Consider the following 17,283-nt stretch of genomic DNA (forward strand, 5'->3'; position numbering starts at 1 on the left):
AGAATAACAATGAACTTACATTACTGTAAGTGCACTGTTATTCTTTTAAAAGTTATGCTTCATATTCAATCACATAAGGATGAATCTTCGTATTATAAATAGCTTCTGAATATTCTACGCAACGACCTGTTGGGCTTAACGAACGCCGAATTCTTTTTAAGCCCGTTGTTTCAGTTGTTTGCAACATCTTTTGCTCTGCTTCTGTCAAAGTTGCAACTTCAAAACGGTCTTCAAATTTATAAATTTCAATGGCATGTCGATCCATCAAACGATACAAGGATTCTTCTTTGTATTCAGTCAATGATACGTCTTTCATGGCAGCTGGCAAATAGTAATTAAAATAAATATAGGGTTGTTCATCGATTAGATATAACCGTGAAAGGTGAACCACTTCTTCTCCTAAAAATTGATAAGCCGGCATCTCTTTTGACAACGTCAAGTTTTCAACTTGTAAAACTTTTTTAGTTACTTTCTGACCTGATTCATTCAAAAATTCAGTGAATGTCCCTGCTTTTGATAGTTTATTATAGGGACGATTGCTTAACACAGTTGTGCCTCGGCCACTTTTTTTCTCAACAAATTCTTCCGTTGCTAACATTTCGATTGCCCGCCGAATCGTAATTTTACTAACGTTAAACATCTCTTCCAATTCTGTTTCTGTTGGTAAAAACGTTCCTACTGGATACTTGCCACTCAAAATATCTTCTTTAATCTGATCTGCTACTTCTAAATAAAGCACGCTCTTTCTTCTCATGATACGCTCCCTCCCAACCGCACTATTCCTTTCTATTTTACCAGAAAATGATGATTATAACATGATGCTTTGCTGAAATTATAAAAAAAGAACAAAAATAGATAAATTTATCTATTTTTGTTCTTTTTGTTTATTGTTCTGGCGTCTCAGGTGATGCCTCTTCTGATTCCGCTTGTAGAAAGACTTTTCTTGGTTTGCTACCTTCTGATGGTCCAATAACTCCGTGTGCTTCCAATTCATCTACTAAGCGAGCCGCACGATTATAGCCAATTCTAAAACGTCTTTGTAGCAATGAAATACTAGCTGTTTGCATTTCAACCACCAAGTTTTTCGCTTCTTCAAACAACTCATCTTGAGGAGCTTCGCCACCGCCTGAAGTGGTCGGTTCATCTGTTGGCATCATGCTTTCTTGATATTCAGCTTCTTGTTGGTCCGTTACAAACGCAACCACTCGTTCGACTTCTTGATCAGAGATAAAGGCCCCTTGGATACGAATTGGTTTATTTTCTCCCATTGGTAAGAAGAGCATATCGCCTCGACCTAATAGTTTCTCCGCCCCGTTGGTATCAATAATGGTACGCGAGTCTGTCCCACTTGAGACTGCAAAAGCCATTCGAGAAGGGACATTTGCTTTGATGATTCCTGTAATGACATCCACACTTGGCCGTTGTGTCGCTAAAATCATATGAATGCCCGCTGCCCGTGCCATTTGGGCTAAGCGGATAATCGCATCTTCTACTTCGTTACTTGCCACCATCATTAAATCAGCTAACTCATCAACAATGACAACAATAAATGGCAGAATCGGACGATTTTCGCCATCTTCCGCATTTTTCTGTTGAATTAGTTGATTGTAACCAGTGATATTTCGGACGCCTGTTGCTGCAAATTTTTCATAACGAAATTCCATTTCTTGAACTACTTTTTGCAGGGCTTGTGCCGCTTTTCTCGGATTAGTAACCACTGGCGTTAATAAATGAGGAATCCCGTTATACACATTCAATTCCACCATTTTCGGGTCAATCATCATTAATTTTACTTCATGGGGTTTCGCTTGCATCAAAATACCTGTGATAATGCCATTGATAGCAACCGATTTCCCACTCCCTGTCGATCCTGCAATTAATAAATGCGGCATTTTTGATAGATCCGCAGTTTGAACCATCCCTGAAATATCTCGACCTAAAGGTACTTCTAGTAGTTTATCTGGATGACTTGGTTGTGCCTCAACAATATCTCTAAAGGATACTGTACTAATTGCACTATTAGGAACTTCAATCCCGATTAGTGATTTCCCAGGAATCGGGGCCTCCATACGAACATCTTTGGCCGCAAGCGCTAAAGCAATGTCATCCGTCAAGTTAACAATTTTGCTAACTTTTACCCCCACAGCGGGTTGAACTTCAAATTTTGTGACAGATGGTCCTAAACTAGCTTTGACTACTTTAGCATCAACACCAAAACTCTTGAAGGTTTGTTCTAAGACGCCAATATTTTTTTCGATTTTTTCATATTCACCACTTTGATCCGTTGCTTGAATTGTATCTAACAAATCAGTTGGTGGTAGTTGATAATCACGATCTTCCGCTTCTTCAGAAATTTCAAATTCGAGAACACCAGCTTCATCTGCCGCCTCTTCTTCCTGCTCTCGTTGCGGTTTTGTTGCTGCAATTGGTGGTACAGGCATCGCCTGATTTTGCTGTTGAAATGAATCAATTTGAACAGGCGTTGGTGCGGCCGGTTCTTCCACCATTGGTTGGTGGGTTTCAACTGGTGTTTTTGTTAAGCGCTCGGCTGCCGCTTGTTCCATGCGTTCCCGCTCTTGTAATTTTTGTTGGGCAGCGGCTTCAATTTTTGCTTGGCGTTCTGCAGCTTTGGCTTCTTTCTTCGCTGCTCGCTTCGCCTCTTTTTCTTCTTGTCGCGCCTGTGATTTTGCCGAAACATGACTTAGGCGATCTTGAATACTTTGGAAATGATCAACGATTTGCTGAAAATCCCACATACTCATCAAGAAAATACCCGCTAACAGTAGCAATGTGGCAATTAAATAGCTGCCAAATTGTGCCACCAAAAAGTACGTTCCTTGATAAAGCAGCGCGCCAATCATACCGCCCCCTACGTTTTGCGTCACTTGGTTGGCTTTTAAATCGCTTTGCAAAAATTCCCAAGTGTTACCTAAAATATCTGGTTGACTGCCACTAACATTTCGAAACATAAAGGCATGGAAAAATAACAAAACACTAATATAAATCAGAACAGCCCCAAAAATAGGGCGCCCTCTTTTTAACGGAAAATCTTTCCCATAAATCATGACTAATAAGCCATACAGGATTAGTAAAATCGCTGCAAATGGAAAGGTATTACCTACAACTAAGCGTAAACAATTTGCTAATAACGTGCCTAAAAACCCTAAGCGAAAGAGTCCAAAGACACCGAATAAAATAAAAATCAGGCCAAGAAACATATAATTTAAACGTTCTTGTTGTTGCTGTTGTTTTTTGGTCTTTTTCTTTGTCGTACTTTTTTTCTTATTTGTTGCTCTTTTTTGTGCCATTTAACTTCCCTCTTTCCATCACTTCTCATTATACATAAAAATGGAATCGAACAAAAGTGCCCACCTCATTTTACTTGAAAAATCATGGAAATTTTTTTAAAACTTTCATTTAAGAAAAATGAGCGTTGGACAAAAATCACTTTGGATTTTTGCTCCACGCTCAAAAACTGATAAACGGCGGGAACAGAACCAACTCCTTCGGAAATAAGCCGAAATTCTCCAAAAATTAAAGAGCAATTTTCGGAAATTTCTTCTTATTTCTCGGAGCTAAACGGTTCTGTACCGACCTCATTATTTCTTATTTTGCTGATTCTTAATGGTATAAGTCGAAACGACCTTTAGCCATCATTTCTTTGGTACCACCTGTTTCAAAGAGCGCTTTGTTCATGATAATTTTTTTCATGAATGAAGCTGGGTATCCTTTAATGTCTGTTTTACCAACAATTCCTAAAGCACGTGTATTTCCGACAGAACAAACAGAACCTTGTGATTTAAAGCTGAAAGGTTTAGTTGCTTCCCCTTTCAATTGTGCTTGAATATTTTTAGCAGCATGAGCGCCCATCTTCAAGGCGATTTGTGCTGTTGTTGGGTAAGGTCTATTGGTTTCTGTATCCATAACTGCTGAGCAGTCACCAATAATATAGACGTTGCTATGGTTCGCATCTGTTAAATCTGGTTGAACCATGACACGACCACGACGAGCTTCAAAGCCAGAATCGCCTACAACGTGGCTTCCACTAACACCCGTTGTCCAAATAATTGTTTTAGCAGAAAGTTCTGCCAAGTCGCCTGCTTCGTTATCTTGATAAACAACTGCGCCTGGTTTGATTTCTTTAATCGGTTTACCTAATAATAAATGAATAGCTGAATCTTTTAATAATTGCACACCATAGTTCGCAAGTTTTTCGTTAAACATCGGCAATAGACGAGTAACTGCTTCGACACAATAAATTTGGATTTGATCTGCTGAGACACCTGCGATTTCAGCAAATTTTGGTTTGTTTTCAACAAGAGAACCTAATAATTCAATCCCTGTAAAGCCTGCTCCGCAGACAACAATTTTTAAGAATTCTTCGTTTTGAGTTGCTTTGTATTGACGCATTTGTTCTTGGATATGTTCATACACGTTTAAAGCCGTTTTCACATCTACCATTTGTAGAGCATGTTCTTGCACACCAGGGATACCAAATGATTCTGATTCAAACCCAAGAGAAACAACTAAGTAATCATAATTGATTGTTTGGCCATCTTCTAAAGCAACTGTTTGTGTTGCAGCATCAATTGTTTTAACTGTTCCTTGGATAAAGGTTGTCATTTTTTCATCGACAACATCCATAATATTGTATGTGATTTTTTCAGCTGGTTGTGTTCCAGCAGCAACTTCATGCAAGTCCGTTGCTTCGTAGTGATAGTTGTTACGATCCACTAAAGTAATTTCGACGTCTTTGGCGCCTTTTTGTAATTTGCGTAATGTTTTTAGGCCTGCATAACCAGCACCTAAAATAACAACATGTTTCTTATTCATTTTGATTCCCTTCCACTCTATAAAAAATTTACAGCCACCACAAACCTATGGCAAAAAATAGCACTTGTGCAGTTGCTCCCACAGCTAAGATCTTCACAGCACAAACAAATGTTTTACTCTTCACTTGTTCCTTCAGTAAGGCTTGGGTTTGTTTCCGTACAAAAGGTAAAGTTAAAAGCATGAGTAACATTGTTGGCGGGGTTAATCCTAAACCGACAGCTAACAAAATGGCTAACATTGCTATTGTATTTAATCCGACGAATAATTTCAAAGAACTTGCTTTGCCAAGGTAATGAACTAATGTATATCTCTTGTTATTTTCATCTTCCTCTAAGTCACAGATATTATTTGCTAACATTAAGTTAGCAATGTAACAAGTATTAGGTAAAGCGACTAAGAAAATCCCCCATAAATTAGCTGCTGACCAATTGAAAACTTCAAACGTATTAATGTAGACACAAATAAGGGTAATCATGAACCCCATTGTAAATCCTGAGAAAACTTCCCCTAATGGTAGACTGGACAAAGGTTTCGGTCCTGATGAATAAAAAATACCAATTAAGTAACAATAAAGACCCATAATTAATAACGGCCAGCCAACAATAAATGACAACCCAATCCCCATTAAAGCAGAAACGAGAATCATCCAAAAAATCATTTTGCGTATTAATGGCAAAGATAAATTTTCTCGACCGATAATATTCGTTTTTTCCTTATAATCATGAACTTCTGTGGCATGATGGTAATCATTATAATTATCTAAAATATCGACCGCCATATTAAAAATAAACATCGCAATGAAAAAAATTAAAACATAACCAACATGGAGCCGCCCATATTGGTACCAACTAAAACAAATTCCTAACAAAAATGGCAAAACACTAGCTGTTTTTGCTTTTAATTCTACTAATTCAAAAAATATTTCTCGATTCAAACTATCCCTCCGCTACTTTTTTACAAACTTTGTTACTTTTAAAACTTAATTACTGTATTTCTGTCGCCAATTCGTATACAATCAAATAGTATTGAACCACTGAAAGGATCGTAGTATATTTATGAACACATTTTGGAAGTCGTTTCCTGACGTTGAACGTTCTTTAACGGAAACATGTGAATTAATTGAACAAACGTTGCATACACGCAACGAAGACATTGAAGAAGCCTTAGTAACTTTGGCTCGTTCTGGCGGCAAATTATTACGCCCCGCTTTTTTCTTTCTTTTTGCTCAACTGGGTGATGAAGAAAAACAAGAGAAACAACAACTATTAAAAATAGCTGCATCTTTGGAAATCCTACATATGGCTACGTTGATTCACGATGACATTATTGACGATTCTCCATTGCGCCGAGGCGCTGTGACTATTCAATCACAATATGGTAAGGACGTGGCTGTTTACACAGGTGATTTACTATTCACTGAATTCTTTACTTTGATTGCAGATGCCATGAATGGCTCTGAATTTATGAAAATCAATGCACAAGGAATGAAACGGTTATTACTTGGTGAACTCGATCAAATGAGTCATCGATTTGACCGCCGCATGTCGATTCCTGCTTATTTAAGAAGTGTCAACGGTAAAACAGCCGAACTTTTTTCACTAAGCTGTCTTGAAGGGGCCTATTTCGGTCATAGTTCAAAAGAAGTCCAACGTTTGGCTAAACGAATTGGCCGTCATATTGGCATTGCTTTTCAAGTCTATGACGATATTTTAGATTATACTGCTGACACGGAAACCTTGAAAAAGCCCGCTTTAGAAGACTTGTCACAAGGTGTTTATACGTTACCCCTTCTCTTCGCTTATCAAGCAGCACCTGACGTATTCAGCCCTTATTTGGATAAAGGACGCGCCATTACCTTAGAAGAGGCAGCTGAAGTTGCGGCGCTAGTCAATGACTATCATGGCGTTACAGAAGCACAAGCTTTTGCTAAAAAAGTAACCAACAAAGCAATCACTGATATTCAACAATTGCCTGATGGCACAGCAAAAGAAACCTTACTTTCCTTAACTGAGCTCTTATTACATCGTTCATTTTAAACGTTTTATGGAAGAATTGCCATTAATTGAAATAGAAAAACGACTGATTGTTTGCTTTAATCAACAACCAGTCGTTTTTTTTATTCCTCGAAAGAACTAATGCCACGATCAATTCGGTAAAGTTTCTGATAATGCGCATTGGTTGCAAGTAATTCTTCTGGCGTACCACTCATCTCTAATTGGCCATCTTCAATAAAGATCACTTGATCCATCAAAGTTACGCCTTGCAAATGGTGGGTAATCCAGATGACGGTTTTATCTTTTAATGCCTCAAAAAAGGTTTCCAGCAATTGCTGTTCTGTAATTGGATCTAAACCAGTAGTTGGTTCGTCTAATAACACAATCGGTGTATCTTGCAAAAGAATCCGTGCTAGCGCCAAGCGATGTCGTTCGCCACCAGAAAAACGCAAACCTGCTTCATCCACCATTGTTTGTAAACCTTCTGGTAATTGGGCAACCATTTCTTTTAAGCCAACTTTTTCTAAAACCGCCCAAACTTCTGCTTCGCTTGCTTCTTCTCTACCAATCCGAATATTATTTAAAATGGTTGTTCGAAATAGGTACGGTGCTTGATGCATAACCCCAATATATTCAGTCATCGTCTCACCAAATGCCTCAGTTGGGATATTTCCTAAAAGGATTTCTCCCGAAGTAGGCCGTAAATCACCACGAATGAGCGAAGCCAACGTACTCTTTCCGGAACCACTGCGCCCTAAAATCGCTAATTTTTGTTTTTCAGGAATTGTTAACGATAAGTCATTTAATACCTTTTTCTCTTGATTTTCATATGCAAAAGACAAATGTTCTATCGATAAACTGGTGCCATTTGGCTGAACAGGCGCTTCTGTTGAGTCATCTTCCCCTTCAGGAAGCTCATTAAAACGACGAATGGAATCCTTATAAATCGTTGTTTCCTGTGCTGCAGCAGGTAGCGGAGCAAAAGCATCAATTAACGGAAAAACGGTTAAAACAAAGGCACCAATCCAATTGGCTGCGCCCCCATGATTACCTGGAAACCGCACACTAGTCCAAGCTAAGACAGCAATCGCAATCACACCAAACAGAAGTTGTAAAACAAAGTCTCGGCCACGGTTAAATTGCTTCATTTTTTCATCTAATGCACGAACGTTTGCTTCATCTGTTTCATAACGAGCAACGAATTCAGAGCCTCGTTGACTAAATACCCAATCAGACACACCTAGAATATTGTCGGTTAGTGTTTGATATAACTCATTTTTGGCATATTTATGTTTTTCTTGACGCGCACCATTCACTAGAACTGAAACAAGTGGTAATAGAAAAACAACCACTCCTAACATCAGTAACATGCATAAAGCAAACCACCAAGAAAAGAAACCTAATGCAATCACTAAAAAGATATACAAAATCCAAGCAATAACGGTTGGGAAAATCGTTCGTAAATACAAGTTTTGGATATGATTAATATCCTCTGAAAGCAAACCTAAGATATCCCCAGTGCGATATTTTGTCTTAAAGAAAATCGCATCTTTTTCTAGCACATTATAAAGTTTCAAGCGCAGATCAGAGGTCATTTTTAACACCCAGTTATGACTCGTTAGACGCTCCACATAACGAAAAACAGGACGGCCAATCCCGAATGCTCTTGTTAAAACAATGGGAATATAAATTAATAAAATATTCTCTGGTAAGGAAGCCGCACGACTGATTAAGTAACCAGACGTAAACATTAATGCCCCTGCGCTAAAGAACGTCAAGAAGCCTAAAAGTAAGGCAAAATACAAGGTTTTTTTATAGCGTTTTAAGAAAGGACGAACCCATTGATCGTTTTTCCAAACGTCTTTCGTTGTCGGCTGTTTTTCCATCATTGGCGTCCTCCTCTCATTTGCTTCATTAATTGAACATAGTAGCCATCTTTTTCAATCAACTCTGCTAGCGTTCCTTGTTCCACTAATTGACCTTTTTCCATCACTAAAATGTAATCCATTTCTTCCATCCAATGCAGACGATGTGTCGCAAAGAAGACAAGATGATTGTTCATTAATGGCAACATGCGCTCTTTCATTTCAACTTCTGTTTCAATATCCAAATGCGCTGTCGGCTCATCAAACAGCAAGACGTGGCGTTTTTGATCGACAAAGGCGCGGGCCAACGCTACTCGTTGCGCTTGTCCCCCACTTAACATTCGACCACTTTCCCCAATCAAGGTATGAATTCCTTCGGGAAGATCTTTAACCAGCTCGTCTAAGCCAACTAACTGAATCGCTTGCTGAATCGCCTCATCTGTTGCTTCAGGTGTATAAAAGCGAATATTGTTTGCCAAAGTATCTTGGAAAATATATGGCGCTTGCGGAATATAAAGGATTTGCTTTTGCCAGTCTTTTTGTAAAAAATGTGGAATCGTCTGACCATTTATCGCCAATTGACTCGTTTCTTCTGTTGGCAATAAAAAGCCACTTAATAAATTAATTAACGTTGACTTACCAGAACCACTCGCCCCGATAATTCCAATCTTTTTGCGACCATCAACAGAGAATTGCAACGATTGAATCGCTTCTTGCGTTGCATCTTCATAGGAAAAATTTAACGCTGTGACTGACAACTGACTTTCTTGATGCCAATCATCTAACGTGAGCACATCGGTCTGTTCTGCTTCTGGCAATGCTAATACCGCTTGGATCGCTTGAAAAGAGTTTTTTCCATCTAAGGTTGCGTGATAATCACTTGAAAAATCACGAATCGGTAAAAAGAACTCAGGTGCTAAAATTAAAGTAACCAAGGCAGGAAATAATAAAATCGTGCCGTTTAATAAACTTAATCCAAGGAAAACTGCCACAACAGCTACCGATAATGTCGTAAAAAAGTCTAACGCAAAGGTTGATAAAATAGCAATTTTCAGCGTACTCATGGTCGCTTTTCTGAATCGTTCACTTGTATGATAAATACTCCCAGCATATTTTTTGCTCAACCCAAACAGTTTCAGTGTGTCAATTCCTCGCAAGGAATCAATAAAATGATTGGAAAGCATTTGAAACGCCGCATATTGCTTGTCCGCTTTACTTTGTGCTGCATAACCTAACACAATCATAAAAATAATAATAATCGGAAAAACAATCAGCAATGTTACGCCTGAACGAATATCTTGTGTAAAAACAAAGGCCAAAATAATCCAAGGAATAATCATCATATTCATCATTTTCGTCAAAATCAATTGTAAATAATTTTCGGTTTGACTGATGCCTTCTAAAGCCATGGTAACCATATTTCCAGTTCCATTTTTTTGAACAACATTTGGCCCCAAACGGAAAATTTTGGTTAATAATTGTTCGCGTAATTCTTTCGAGCGTTCATAACTAAATGTATCGAGCATTCTCTCACGAAAATACGTAATAACATGTCGACCAAGATAAAAAATAAAAAAGAGTAAAATACTCTGTAGTTGTTGGTTAAGATGCCCGCCACTCCAAAGGCCGACAATGGCTTTTGAAAGAAAAAAAGCTTGCCCAATTATAAAGACTGCTTGCAGGAAAGAAAAACCTGCAAGCAAGACAAGAATTTTTTTGATTTTAGGCATCTGTAAGATGTCTTTATCAATCATAGATTTAATACCCCTCTGGTCCGGCTGTCTGTGAAATACGTTTTCTGAAAATATAATAGGACCAAGCAGTATAAGCTAACACGAATGGTAAAATGCTTAAAGAAATCCACGTCATAATTTTTAGTGTATATGGTGTGCTTGTTGCATCTTTAATCAACAAATCAAAACCTTCACTACCAATCATAACACGTGGGAACAAGCCACTGAACAAGAGAGCAACTAGTACAACTAATGTTAAACCACTCGCTAGAAAAGCTAACATCTCTTTGCGTTTAAACACCCCAACATTAGCAATGACCGTTAAGACCACAATTGCTAACGTTAAAATTAAAGTGACCGCAAAGTTCTTTTCATAAAAGTCCGTTTTGAAGTACATCAACACTGCAAAAACAACTAAACCGACATATAAAACGCCGTATAAGATTTCTGCATAATTTCGAGCACGTTCGCGAATTGGGCCTTCTGTTTTTAAAGCAATATAGTTCATACCGTGTAAGTAGCAAAGTAATGTTAAGGCTACTCCACCAACAATTGAAAACAGATTAAAATAATCCGTAAATTGCGCATGCATATTGCCGTTTGCATCTAAAGGCATCCCTTGGACTAAGCTGATAAACAAAATACCAAAGAAGAACGGTACAAGGAAACTACCAATTGATAGTGTCCAGTTCCACATCCGACGACGTTTACCTTCCGGCATGTTATGGCGGAATTCAAAGGAAACTCCGCGAATAATTAAGCCAAATAAAATCGTAAATAGAATTAAATAGTAGCCACTAAATAATGAAGCATACCAATATGGGAAAGAGGCAAACATTGCGCCGCCCGCTGTTAATAGCCAAACTTCGTTTCCGTCCCAAACAGGTCCAATTGTTGCAACGACTTGATCTTTTTCGTCGTCATTGTGTGCCAACGTTTGAACGGCCATTCCAACACCAAAGTCAAATCCTTCTAAGAAGAAGAAACCTGAGAACAAGACGCCGATAAGGACAAACCATAATAATTGTAGTGTACTCATTCGCCAAATACCCCCTTATCAAATGGATCCAACGCTGGTTCATTTTCTTTCGCTAATTTTTTCGCTTCATAGTCTGGTCCTTTACGTAATTCTAAAATAACCAAGTAAACCATGACACTACCTAAACCAGCAAATAATAAGAAATAAATGACATTTGACGTAATTAATGAAGCAACCGATACATTTGGTGAAACACTTTGTTCAATCGTAAATAATCCATAGACAGTCCACGGATAACGACCTAATTCAGTGACTAACCAACCTGTTGTATTGGCAAGGAATGGTGCGAATGTACATAAAGCAACAATCCACAGCATCCATTTCTTCTCGTACAGCGATGGTTTTTTCTTCCTTGTAAAGAATAGTCCTAAGGCAGCAACCAATAACATTAAGGCACCAAAACCAGCCATGATACGGAAGCTCCAGAATAAAGTGTTAACTGGTGGATAATAATTTTTATCATCCCCATATTTTTCTACCAAGCGCTTGTTGACTGTATCCATCCCATCAACCGAACCTGATAATTTGTTATACGATAAAATACTTAGCATATACGGAATATCGATACCAAAAACTTGTTTATGTTCCCGTTCATCTGCCCAAGCAATCAATGTCCAAGCAGCAGGATCATCAGAGTCTTCATAGGCCCCCTCCATCGCCGCAAATTTCATTGGTTGTCCTTCAATTAGAGCTTTCATTTGCAAGTCACCAGCTAATAAAACGCCGATTGAACCGAACAAAGTAACCCATAAGCCAATGCGCATAGATGCTTTGTGGAATGAAATATCCCGTTTTTTCAACAATTGGAAAGCAGCCATACCAGCTACTGCCATGCCGCCCAATGTAAAGGCGCCCATGATAACGTGTGAAAATTCATACCAAACTTTTGGATTGCTGATGACAGCTACAAAATCCACCATTTCAGCACGGCCATTATTGATGACATAACCTACTGGATGTTGCATAAAACTATTCGCAACTAAAATCCAGAAAGCAGACATCATTGAACCGAATACGACTAACCAGATAAAGGTTACGTGAACTTTCGGATTCATTTTATCCCAAGTAAAGATCCATAAACCTAAGAATGTTGACTCTAAGAAGAAAGCTAAGAGCGCTTCTACCGCCAACGGTGCCCCAAAAATATCTCCGACGAATCGAGAATAATCAGACCAGTTCATCCCAAACTGAAATTCTTGAATAATCCCGGTTACAACCCCAACAGCGAAGCTTAATAGGAATATATTTCCCCAAAACTTGGCCATTTTACGATAACGTTCCTCTTTTTTCACAACGTACATTGTTTCCATAATTGCTACAACAAGTGCTAATCCTATTGAAAACGGTACGAAGAAAAAGTGGAAAACTGTTGTCATCGCAAATTGGATTCTCGCCAATGTTACAATATCAAACATATTATTTCCTCCCTGATTTGCCTCCACACAAAGAAACAAGCTTACCTGAATTGTTCATTTCCATTAGCGATGACTCCTTTTATCTACGAAACTAAAAGAAAATTCAAGTGAACTTTTCCAAAAAGTGTGAAAATGCATGTAATATAGAATAATTCCAATCTAAGTATACAACTTTCTGAGGCAGAAACCAAACAATACAGAAGCATTTCTCACAATTTTTTTAGGTGCTCCCAAGATTTCTTCCCTTTCTTCTATCAATAAAAAAAGCCCTTCCTAAAAAAAGGAAGAACTAATCTCAATCTATCAACATTTTGACTTATCACTTGATTAGTTTCCAAAAATTGAAGCAGCTCGTCTTTGATGATAAAAATTCTAATCTTGTGATGAAAATTACGGATTGCTTGAGGTGATAGTTTGTTTTTTAACAACATGACTCTAAAACTTCTCATATATCCTAATTGTTCCCAATATGGTTTTGGTACCATTCTAAACAACATGACTCTAAAACTCGGCAGACGCTGCTTCAAACGCTTCTCGCGTTTTGGTACCATTCCAAACAACATGACTCTAAAACAGCTTCTTGACTTAAATCAATACAAAGCTGGTTTTGGTACCATTCTAAACAACATGACTCTAAAACCTCGGAGAATTATTTTTTCTCCATGATTCCGTATTCGCATCACTTATCCATAGCTAGATTTCAGTTTAGAAGGTCTGAATTTTTTCTTCACGTTTATTATACCAAACTTTCTCCTTCTTGGCCGAAAAACCCACCATTTTTCAATGGTGGGTTTTCTTTATTTAGTAGCTGTAACAGCGAGCCAGATTTCACTATACTTAGCTTCTGCTGGTCCTTGATATTGCGTAAACGAAATTTCTGGTGCTGCAACGACTTGGTAACCAGATGAAGGCAACCATTCAGAGAATATCCTTGCCCAGGTTTCTTGTAAAGTTTGAGGGAAAGGACCTTCATTTGGAAAAACCGCCCATGTATGAGCAGGTACGCTTAGTTGCTCCAAATCTTCATAGGTATTTTCTTGCGAAGTGGCAAAGCCAATCATGTGTGTCATTTCTCCACCTTCTGTTGTTCGTCCCTCTTGAAAGTCAAAAGAAGCATTTACTACTTGATGAGGATATACATCATCAAATGTATGCATTTCCGCTCGTTGTTGTGGTGTAATGCGCTGTGCTAATTCCATGATTGCTTGATTTTCCCCTTGATACTGCAAGGGAACCTTCTGACTAATTCCGACTATTTGAAACGCTGGTTTTTCAATCAATTTAACATCCATTGATTGTCCTCCTTTAATATCAATATAGAAAGAGAATTTAGGGAACGTTTTTTGGATTTGTGTTTTCATTACTTCAGAAGGGGCTTGTCCTGACCAATCGCGAAAGGCTCTTGAGAATCCTTCAATACTTTGATAACCATATTTAAAAGCTACATCTGTCACTTTTTCACCAGCAAGTAATGCTAAATTTGCTTCCGCCAAACGTCTCTTTTTAATATACTCAGCCAGACTCATCCCCGCAATAAACGAAAAAGTTCGTTTAAAATGGTAAACAGAAATCCCTGTCTTTTTCGCCAATTCATCGAAGGATACTTCTTCCGTTAAATGTTCTTCAATATAATCCATTGCTTGATTCAAATTTGCGAGCATCCGTGTCCCTCTCTTTCTATTTGAAAGTTTACTAAAGACCAACAAGGATGACTTGATTATTTAGAGCCAACATTCGTCAAGTCGCTACTCTTGATTCATAGCGGCTTTTAAGGCCTGTGCTAAAGCACTTTCTTCTGGTTCGTCTGGTTGTGAATATTTTTTCATCAAACGACGTTCTTCATGTTTAGTCATTTTTTGTTTTCGTTCTTTTTTATCGGGAATTTTTTCAGTAATCGAACAGAATTTACATTTGAAAGAACGACCATTTTTTCCTTCTATGATGACCATTTTTTTATGGCATTGTGGGCAACGGTGATTGGATACTTTAGGATCTTTTCGCCGACGATAAGAACATTCTTGGTTTGTACAAACGTAAATCTTCCCATCTTTCGTATTTTTTTCCCGTAAGTTTGAGCCACAATCTGGACATTTTTTTTGCGTAATGGAAAAATCTTGATATTTTTTCTCGCTTTGTTTAATTTCACGGACTAATTTTTTCGTATCCTCTTCAATATCCTTTAAGAAAAGTTGACTCTTTTGTTGACCCGAAGCGATTGCTTCGAGCGACTTTTCCCATTTTTCCGTTAGTTCAGGTGTCACAAGTGATGGATTCACCAAGTCTAATAGTTGCTTTCCTTTGGCAGAGATGCTTAAACCGCTATTGGTTCGTTCCATCAATTCTGATTTAATCAGTTTTTCAATGATTTCAGCTCGCGTTGCCGGTGTGCCTAAACTGTGTTTCTCCATTTTTCCTAACAACGTTCCTTCGGTTAATGGTTTTGGCGGCGACGTTAATTCTTTGTTAATGGTAAAGTTTGGCGCAACGGTCATGCCTTTTTGCCATTGGACAGTGGATAGCGGCTGTTCGGCTGTTGTTTTCCAGCCAGCAACAACTACTTTATTTTGATGAAAGACAAATGTTTCTTTTCCAAAAGCGACTGTAACTTTTGTTTGTTTGGTTTGGTTTGGCTCAGCAAACAAACCTAAGAATCGTTGAACAATCATTTGATAGATTTTTTGTTCATCATTGCTTAGCTTTTCATAACGAGGACGTTGTTCAGTTGGAATCAACCCATGGTGATCCGTGACTTTTGCATTTTGGAAAACTTTTTGTTGTTTAACAACAGCCCCATTTTTAAGGTAGCCTTTCACTTCAGGTGAAAAATCAGCAATGGCTTGAAGTCGTTCTTTCATCGTTCCTTTCATATCCGTTGTTAGATATTTGCTGTCAGTTCGAGGATAGGAAACAATTTTATGGGTTTCGTATAAACTTTGTACAAGAGACAACGTTTTCTTTGCAGAAAATTGGAATCGCTGGTTGGCTTCACGCTGGATTTCGGTTAAATCATATGGTAACGGCGCATTTTCTGTTTTAACTTTTTCTTGGATATCGGTAACTAAGCCCTTTTGTTTTGAGAGTTCTTTGACTAATTGTTCTGCTTCCTGCCGTTCTTTTAAAGCGTATGGATTTTTTTGGGTCATCTTTGCTTTTTCTGATTCAACAGATAACGAGATAGTAAAATAAGTTTGAGGCTTAAATTGTTCAATCGTTTTTTCTTGTTGGCGTACCATTGCTAAAGTGGGTGTTTGAACACGACCTGCGGATAAGTTATCTTGATATTTCACTGTCAAGGCCCGTGTGACGTTTAGCCCAACTAACCAGTCAGCTTTTGCGCGCGCCAAGGCAGAGTAATACAAATTATCGTAGTCTTTCGCTGGGCGAATTTTCTTAAACCCGTCTTTAATGGCTTTGTCTGTTTGAGATGAAATCCATAAGCGTTTGACTGGTTTGTTAAAACGGACATATTCTAAAATCCAGCGGGCTACTAATTCACCTTCACGACCAGCATCGGTGGCAATCACGGCTTCAGAAACATCTTTACGATTGGCTAATTGTTTAATCGCTTTTAATTGATGTCCCGTTTTCGGTAACGGTTTAATCCCTAAATTCTTAGGAATCATCGGTAAAGTTTCCATTTGCCACGTTTGCCATTCTTTGTTTAAATCTTCTGGCATTTTTAGTCCTAAGAGATGGCCTAAAGCCCAGGTGACAATCACGTTGGGTCCTTCATAATAATTCTTATTTTTTTGATTTGCTCCTAAAACGCGGCTTAAATCTTTTGCTACGCTAGGTTTTTCAGCAATAATTAATTGTTTTGCAACCACTAGTTTCGCTCCTTTTTGAGTGCTATCTTTTCGTATTATACCAAATATTAGCTCGATTTTCTCTAAATTCCGAGAATAGAAAAAGAGTTTAAAGAAAATTCCCTGAGGTTTTTCTTTAAACTCATGCGTTTCAAATAACTTTCCGTTTGCAGAATTTTGTTTTGCCAAAATGATTGGATATTGTGGTAAACTCAGCTTTATTTTCAAAAGTAACCGCATGATGATTTTCTAGTAATGCTAAACCGAAGTATTGTTGTAAATCTTCATCGCATTCTTCACACCAGCGTTCTTCCCCATCATTCCAGAAAGCCGTTAAATAGTTAGGCTTTGTGTTGACGTATGTATAATTCTGAGAAAGTTTTTGCCAAACTTCCACATAATATGTCTCTGCATCGGTCAAGTTATCGAAGGTTTTTTCTTGAACAATGTCCTCTTGCCAATCATCAAAAAACCACCAAGGTTCATTGTCGCCATACATTGTAATTACTTGATACATTGAACCGCTCCTTTTTTTGCTACTGTAGGTATCATAGTCACTTTCTGAAAAAGTTGCAAGGATTTGGTTTCGGACTGAGAA

Annotated in this window: 12 protein-coding genes; 1 reads left to right on the top strand and 11 read right to left on the bottom strand. The window is 38.1% G+C overall.

The window, feature by feature from the left end; translation table 11 throughout:
* Positions 1-52: 52 nt before the first annotated feature.
* From IGI63_RS04040 to IGI63_RS04055, 4 genes are all read right to left on the bottom strand, one after another.
* The gene (locus IGI63_RS04040) at positions 53-754 is read right to left on the bottom strand and encodes a GntR family transcriptional regulator (protein WP_002356983.1); all 702 of its coding nucleotides are present in this window, start codon (positions 752-754) and stop codon (positions 53-55) included.
* A gap of 130 nt (positions 755-884) precedes the next feature.
* Positions 885-3,308, bottom strand: coding sequence for a DNA translocase FtsK (locus IGI63_RS04045; protein WP_429975362.1), 2,424 nt, complete (start codon positions 3,306-3,308; stop codon positions 885-887).
* A 313-nt stretch (positions 3,309-3,621) separates the two neighbouring features.
* Positions 3,622-4,833 carry an NAD(P)/FAD-dependent oxidoreductase gene (locus tag IGI63_RS04050; RefSeq protein WP_429975363.1) on the bottom strand — a complete coding sequence of 404 codons (1,212 nt, stop codon included), beginning with the start codon at positions 4,831-4,833 and terminating at the stop codon, positions 3,622-3,624.
* A gap of 28 nt (positions 4,834-4,861) precedes the next feature.
* Complete coding sequence (locus IGI63_RS04055; protein ID WP_002360016.1) at positions 4,862-5,767, bottom strand: prenyltransferase; 906 nt, start codon at positions 5,765-5,767, stop codon at positions 4,862-4,864.
* Between the two features lie 121 nt (positions 5,768-5,888).
* On the opposite strand from IGI63_RS04055, the gene IGI63_RS04060 reads away from it, so the two are divergent.
* Entirely contained in the window at positions 5,889-6,869 is a 981-nt protein-coding gene (locus IGI63_RS04060) for a polyprenyl synthetase family protein (protein WP_002360015.1), read from the top strand.
* 80 nt (positions 6,870-6,949) lie between these two features.
* On the opposite strand, the gene cydC is transcribed toward IGI63_RS04060, so the two are convergent.
* The 7 genes from cydC to IGI63_RS04095 all read right to left on the bottom strand — a co-directional run bounded on the left by cydC (position 6,950) and on the right by IGI63_RS04095 (position 17,202).
* A complete protein-coding gene (gene cydC, locus IGI63_RS04065; RefSeq protein ID WP_002364246.1) occupies positions 6,950-8,716 on the bottom strand; it encodes a thiol reductant ABC exporter subunit CydC in 1,767 nt (588 codons plus the stop codon).
* Positions 8,713-10,446, bottom strand: coding sequence for a thiol reductant ABC exporter subunit CydD (gene cydD / locus IGI63_RS04070; RefSeq protein WP_002364369.1), 1,734 nt, complete (start codon positions 10,444-10,446; stop codon positions 8,713-8,715). The genes cydC and cydD overlap by 4 nt, the downstream gene beginning before the upstream one ends.
* 4 nt (positions 10,447-10,450) lie before the next feature.
* The gene (gene cydB / locus IGI63_RS04075; RefSeq protein ID WP_429975364.1) at positions 10,451-11,464 is read right to left on the bottom strand and encodes a cytochrome d ubiquinol oxidase subunit II; all 1,014 of its coding nucleotides are present in this window, start codon (positions 11,462-11,464) and stop codon (positions 10,451-10,453) included.
* Positions 11,461-12,879: a cytochrome ubiquinol oxidase subunit I gene (locus IGI63_RS04080; RefSeq protein WP_002356974.1), complete on the bottom strand. Its 1,419-nt coding sequence runs from the start codon at positions 12,877-12,879 to the stop codon at positions 11,461-11,463. The genes cydB and IGI63_RS04080 overlap by 4 nt, the downstream gene beginning before the upstream one ends.
* Before the next feature lie 797 nt (positions 12,880-13,676).
* A complete protein-coding gene (locus IGI63_RS04085) occupies positions 13,677-14,540 on the bottom strand; it encodes an AraC family transcriptional regulator (RefSeq protein WP_429975365.1) in 864 nt (287 codons plus the stop codon).
* 84 nt (positions 14,541-14,624) lie between these two features.
* Positions 14,625-16,706: a DNA topoisomerase III gene (locus IGI63_RS04090; protein WP_010708822.1), complete on the bottom strand. Its 2,082-nt coding sequence runs from the start codon at positions 16,704-16,706 to the stop codon at positions 14,625-14,627.
* 130 nt (positions 16,707-16,836) lie between these two features.
* Complete coding sequence (locus IGI63_RS04095) at positions 16,837-17,202, bottom strand: DUF1033 family protein (protein WP_002356966.1); 366 nt, start codon at positions 17,200-17,202, stop codon at positions 16,837-16,839.
* Positions 17,203-17,283: the final 81 nt, after the last annotated feature.

Origin of the sequence: Enterococcus sp. DIV0086, from assembly GCF_050498705.1 — a bacterium.
GTDB classification, from domain to species: Bacteria; Bacillota; Bacilli; order Lactobacillales; family Enterococcaceae; genus Enterococcus; species Enterococcus faecalis.